The sequence below is a fragment of the Frankia sp. AgKG'84/4 genome (genome assembly GCF_023242965.2).
Lineage (GTDB): Bacteria > Actinomycetota > Actinomycetes > Frankiales > Frankiaceae > Frankia.
Genome location: NZ_JALKFU020000425.1, coordinates 1 through 4,628, shown reverse-complemented (window position 1 = coordinate 4,628; position 4,628 = coordinate 1). Strand labels below are relative to the sequence as shown.

General features: G+C 72.9%; 3 protein-coding genes and 2 pseudogenes. 4 read left to right on the top strand and 1 reads right to left on the bottom strand.

Going from position 1 to position 4,628, the window contains the following annotated elements; translation table 11 throughout:
- Positions 1 to 1,207 (top strand): annotated as a pseudogene (locus tag MXD58_RS20525) (hypothetical protein); the annotation flags it as partial.
- A 212-nt stretch (positions 1,208 to 1,419) separates the two neighbouring features.
- Positions 1,420 to 1,782 (top strand): annotated as a pseudogene (locus MXD58_RS20520) (GMC oxidoreductase); the annotation flags it as partial.
- A 37-nt stretch (positions 1,783 to 1,819) separates the two neighbouring features.
- On the opposite strand, the gene MXD58_RS20515 reads toward MXD58_RS20520, so the two are convergent.
- Positions 1,820 to 2,590, bottom strand: coding sequence for a hypothetical protein (locus MXD58_RS20515; protein ID WP_248838473.1), 771 nt, complete (start codon positions 2,588 to 2,590; stop codon positions 1,820 to 1,822).
- Positions 2,591 to 2,871: 281 nt separating this feature from the next.
- Between MXD58_RS20515 and MXD58_RS20510 the strand changes: the two genes are divergently transcribed.
- Both MXD58_RS20510 and MXD58_RS20505 read left to right on the top strand, forming a co-directional pair.
- Positions 2,872 to 3,399, top strand: coding sequence for a peptidylprolyl isomerase (locus MXD58_RS20510; protein ID WP_248838472.1), 528 nt, complete (start codon positions 2,872 to 2,874; stop codon positions 3,397 to 3,399).
- Between the two features lie 407 nt (positions 3,400 to 3,806).
- Positions 3,807 to 4,559 (top strand): rhomboid family intramembrane serine protease, encoded by a 753-nt coding sequence (locus MXD58_RS20505; protein ID WP_248838471.1) that lies wholly within the window; start codon positions 3,807 to 3,809, stop codon positions 4,557 to 4,559.
- Positions 4,560 to 4,628: the final 69 nt, after the last annotated feature.

The following is a 4,628-nucleotide window of genomic DNA, read 5'->3' as shown; positions in this document are numbered from 1 at the left end:
CGATGACGGCGGCCGCGATGACGGTGGCCGCGATGACGGTGGCCGCGACGACGGTGGCCGCGACGACGGTGGCATCGTCGTCGACATCGTCCCGTCGAGGCGCTCGTCCTCGCCGGACAGCGAGCAGAGTGCGCGGGCCGACCCGCGGCCCGACGACCCGCGGACTGAGCAGGTCCCGACGGGCGATCCACAACGGCGCCCGGCGGAGCACTCCGACCAGCCGGCCGAAGGCGATCGACTCGGCGGCCCTGGCAGCGTCACCGTCGGCAGCCCGCTCGCCGAGGCGGCGACACCCACCGGTCCCACCGCCTACGTCGGCGGGCCCACCGCCCCTCCGGTCACACAGCCGACGCTGGCCGCAACGCCCGCGCCCGCGAGCCAGCCCGCGCCGTTCATCGAAGCCTCGCCAGCTGGTGGAGCCGCCCCGTTCGCCGGCGCTTCCCCGCCCGTCGAGAGCTCGCCGTTCGCCGGCGCCTCCCCGTCCGCCGGCGCCTCCCCGTCCGCCGATTCCGCGCAGGTCCGGCCGGAGCCGCTCGGGTACAGCACGGCGACCTGCACCGGGACCGATGCGACCGGCGCCGGATCCGACGATCGCGACCTGGTGGCCGACGCGCCGGAGCCGGTCTCCGACGAGCGGGATGACCTCGCCAACGACCCCTCGGCGCCTACTGTGCCGCTGCCGCCCCCGCCGCCGGCACCGATGACCCTCGCGGCCACCCAGGTGATCAACGTGCTGGCGAACGCGATGCGCCGGCCGACGTCCGACTACCTGGACATCTTCGGCAAGCTCCAGGTGATCTTCGGTGGCGACGACTGGGACCCGGTGACGCTGGCGCTGCACCTGGTCCACATCATCAGCACCGGCGTGCTCGTCGGCGACGGAGACGAGATCGACAACCTGTCCTGGCGGCTCGACCGCCTCCCCCGGTCGTCGGAGGAATGCGGGTGCCGGTCCTGCCTGGAGCGCCGGGCGGACAGGCTCCGCGACCCGGTGCCCGCCGGGTCGGCGCCGACCCGATCCGGCGGGCACCGGTCAAGCACGACCAGGCCGAACGGATCCCGACCGACCGCGCGGTCGGAGTCGGAACCGTCCGAGGCCCGGCCGGTGGAGATCCCGCGGCCGCCGCTGGAGGCGATCGAGCGGGCGGCCCGAGCGGCCCGCGAGGCGAGGGTGCGTGAACACGCGGCGGCAGGCGGCGCGGCCTGAAGTCGCCCATCCCCGCGACTAACGGCAAATCGGACGGCATCTCACACGGAGCGGCCGGCGGCACCGGCGGCCGGCTCGTCACTACGGAGAAGCCGGACACCGGGGCCGCCAGAGCGACCGGCCGGGCCGAGGACGCCGCGGGAGGTGCCAAGCCGTCACCCTCCGCGTAGGCCGTCAGGTTGCGTTGCCCGTCAGGCGGCCCATCATGAAGCTCCGCCAGCGAGGTCGCGGACATCCCGATGACAGCCCACATCCTGGGCGGCGCGCCGATCGGCACCGAGCCGATCACCGGCGTGCTCGACCCCTGGCAGCGCGTTTACGGGTACGAGGGGCTGCACGTGGCCGATGGCGCGGCCGTCTCCGCGAACCTCGGCGCCAACCCCTCGCTGACGATCACCGCCCAGGCCGAACGGGCGATGGCGTACTGGCCGAACCGGGGCGAGCCGGACCCGCGACTGCCGCTGGGCGCGCCGTACCGCCGGGTCGAGCCCTGCCCGCCGGCCCGTCCGGCGGTGCCGGCGGGAGCGGTCGGCACCTACCGCGTTCCCGCCCCGGCGCCCACCCGCCTCGCGTAGTTCCAGGCAGGTGGGCGGGCACCGGGGTCAAGCGGGCTCAGCGGGGCCGGCTGGGCTCGCCCAGGGAGGTGTCCACCCCGGGCATCTCCTCGAGGCCGTTCGTCGAGGACTTCAGGCGCTCACCGAAGGCTTCGCGGGCGAGGGGGTCGCCGGTGCCCGGCGTGGAGGTGTCACCGATCGGCGCGGGGGTCGCGGTGATCGGCTCCTGGTCGTCCTTCGCCGACAGGTACCGCTTGACCGCGATGGTTCCCGCCGCGCCCGCCCCGAGCAGGACCAGCCCGAGCAGGCCCCGGCGGCGGTGGCGATGCACACGGGCGAGCTTCGTCTCGGCCTTCGCCAGCCGCTTCTCCAGGATGGCCTGGGCCTTGTCCGCCTCGCCGCGGGCCTTGCTCTCCTGCGCGACGGCCCGGCGGGAGCGGTGCCGCTCGGCCCGCAGCTCGGCGGCGGCGTGGGCGCGCTCCGAGGACAGCTCCGCGCGCGAGCGGGCCTTCTCGATCTTCCGTCCGGCCCGGCCGGAGACGGCGACGGCCTTACCGGTCGCCTTGCCGGCCGCCTTGCCCGCCGCGCGCTGCGCCGAAGCCCCGCCGCGGGCGGTGGAACTGGAAGCATCGGAAATCTTGTGGGCCACTGTGGACCCCGCGCCCTTGGTTGCTGAGGCGGCGGTGCCCGCGGTCTCCCCGGCGATGTTCGCCGCCCGGTACGCGACGGTGCCGGCCCGGTCGGCTGCGTGGCGGGCGGCGTCCGAGAGCCCACTGACCGGCGCGGTATCGGTGACCTGCGAAAGACGGTCCTTCAGGTTGGAGCTCATGGCGTCCCTTTCTGGGGCCGATGATCGTGTGGCGGTGGTCGGGCAGTCAAGATCTGTGCAGTGTGCCGTACCCCGGCCGCGGCCTTCTCCAACGCGCGGATGCCCCGCAGGTGTGTCACGCCGACCTGCGTGACATGCCTGAGGTGCGCCGGTGCTGGTCACGCGGCGCCGCGTCGAGGCGGCATCCGGGAACGCCGGTGCCCATCGGCGCATACGATCGGGACCGGCCCGGGTGCCGTCTGACCGGACAACGACCCCAGACCTGGAGAGAAGAGAGACTCATGGCCGAGGAGCTGTACGCGACGTTGCGGACGACTCAGGGGGACATCAAGATCCAATTGTTCCCCAACCACGCCCCCAAGACGGTGCGCAACTTCGTTGAGCTCGCGACCGGTACGCGCGAGTGGCGTAACCCGAACACCGGCGCGACCGAGACGGGGACCTCGCTGTACAGGGGGACGGTCTTCCACCGGGTGATCGAGGGCTTCATGATCCAGGGTGGCGACCCGCTGGGTAACGGAACCGGTGGCCCGGGCTACAAGTTCGCCGACGAGTTCCACCCCGACCTGTCGTTCACCCAGCCCTACCTGCTCGCGATGGCGAACTCCGGGCCCGGGACGAACGGCTCGCAGTTCTTTATCACGGTCGCGCCGACTGCCTGGCTCACCGGCAAGCACACCATCTTCGGCCAGGTCGTCGAGGGCTCGAACGTCGTCGACGCCATCGCCAAGGCGCCGACCGGCCGCAACGACCGACCGCAGACCGACGTCGTGATCCAGGAGATCGACATCGAGCCGAAGTCGGCCTGACGGCCGATGGACCTGACCCCGGAGGTGAGGACATGACCGCGTCACCACCGGGGGCGCCTGGTTCGGCCGGCGAGCCGGACCAGGCGGGCACAGGTTGGCGGCCCGACGTCGGCCCGCCGCCGGGCCAGCCGGGCTGGGTTCCGCCGCCATCCGGCGGCCTGCCCCCGCCGTCCAGCGGCGGACCAGGTTCCTTCGGGGGGCCGGGGCTGTCCGGAGGAGCAGGGCTGTCCGGAGGAGCAGGGCTGTCCGGAGGGGCAGGGCTGTCCGGAGGAGCAGGGCTGTCCGGAGGAGCAGGGCAGTCCGGAGGCAGCCCGGGCGCCCCGGCGATCCCACACTGCTACCGGCATCCCGACCGGGAGACCTACGTCTCCTGCCAGCGCTGCGGCCGGTCCATCTGCCCGGACTGTATGAGGCCGGCATCGGTCGGCTTCCAGTGTCCGGAGGAGGGTTCGGCGGGCGGCTCGGGGCGCTCGCCCCGCGAGGCCCGCACGGCGCTTGGCGGCCGGGTCCGGACAGCCCAACAGGCCCTGGTCACCCAGCTGCTCATCGCGGCCTGCGTCGTCTCCTACGTGCTGCAGGGCGCGCCGGGGCTCACTGGCGGTAGTGGCAGTAACAAGTTCACCGACGACTACGCGATGATCGGCTATCGCATCGCGGAGAACGACCAGTACTACCGGTTGGTGACCGCTGCGTTCCTGCACGCCGGCGTGCTGCACATCCTGTTCAACATGTACGCGCTGTACCTTCTCGGTTACCAGCTTGAGGCGATGCTGGGCCGGGCCCGCTACCTTGGCCTGTTCGTGGCGGGTGCGGTGGGCGGCAATACGCTGAGCTATCTGCTCGGTGGGCTGACGACGGCCTCGGTCGGTGCGTCCACGGCGATCTTCGCCTTCTTCGCCGCCTACTACGTCATCGCCCGGCGGCTACGGGTCGACTCCCGGCAGATTCTCATCGTGCTCGGCATCAACCTGGCCATCACGTTCTCGTTCAGCAGCATCGACAAGTGGGGCCATATCGGCGGCCTCGCGGTCGGCGCGCTGGTCGGGCTCATCTACGCCTATGTCCCGCGGCGGTTCGCCCTGGCCCAGGCCGGCGGCGTCGTCGGGATCATCGTGCTGCTGTTCGTCGCCGCCGCCGCGAAGTCCGCCGCGCTGGTCTGACCGGGCGGGCGTCCGTCGCGGCGGACGCCGCTGGTGACGTCCTGTAACGTCCGCCCGCCGCCCGCCGCC

What these genes read in the sequence shown, in the direction of transcription:
- MXD58_RS20505 (WP_248838471.1), top strand. Translation starts at nt 3,807, where the DNA reads ATGAGGCCGGCATCGGTCGGCTTCCAGTGTCCGGAGGAGGGTTCGGCG.
- MXD58_RS20510 (WP_248838472.1), top strand. Translation starts at nt 2,872, where the DNA reads ATGGCCGAGGAGCTGTACGCGACGTTGCGGACGACTCAGGGGGACATC.
- MXD58_RS20515 (WP_248838473.1), bottom strand. Translation starts at nt 2,590, where the DNA reads ATGAGCTCCAACCTGAAGGACCGTCTTTCGCAGGTCACCGATACCGCG.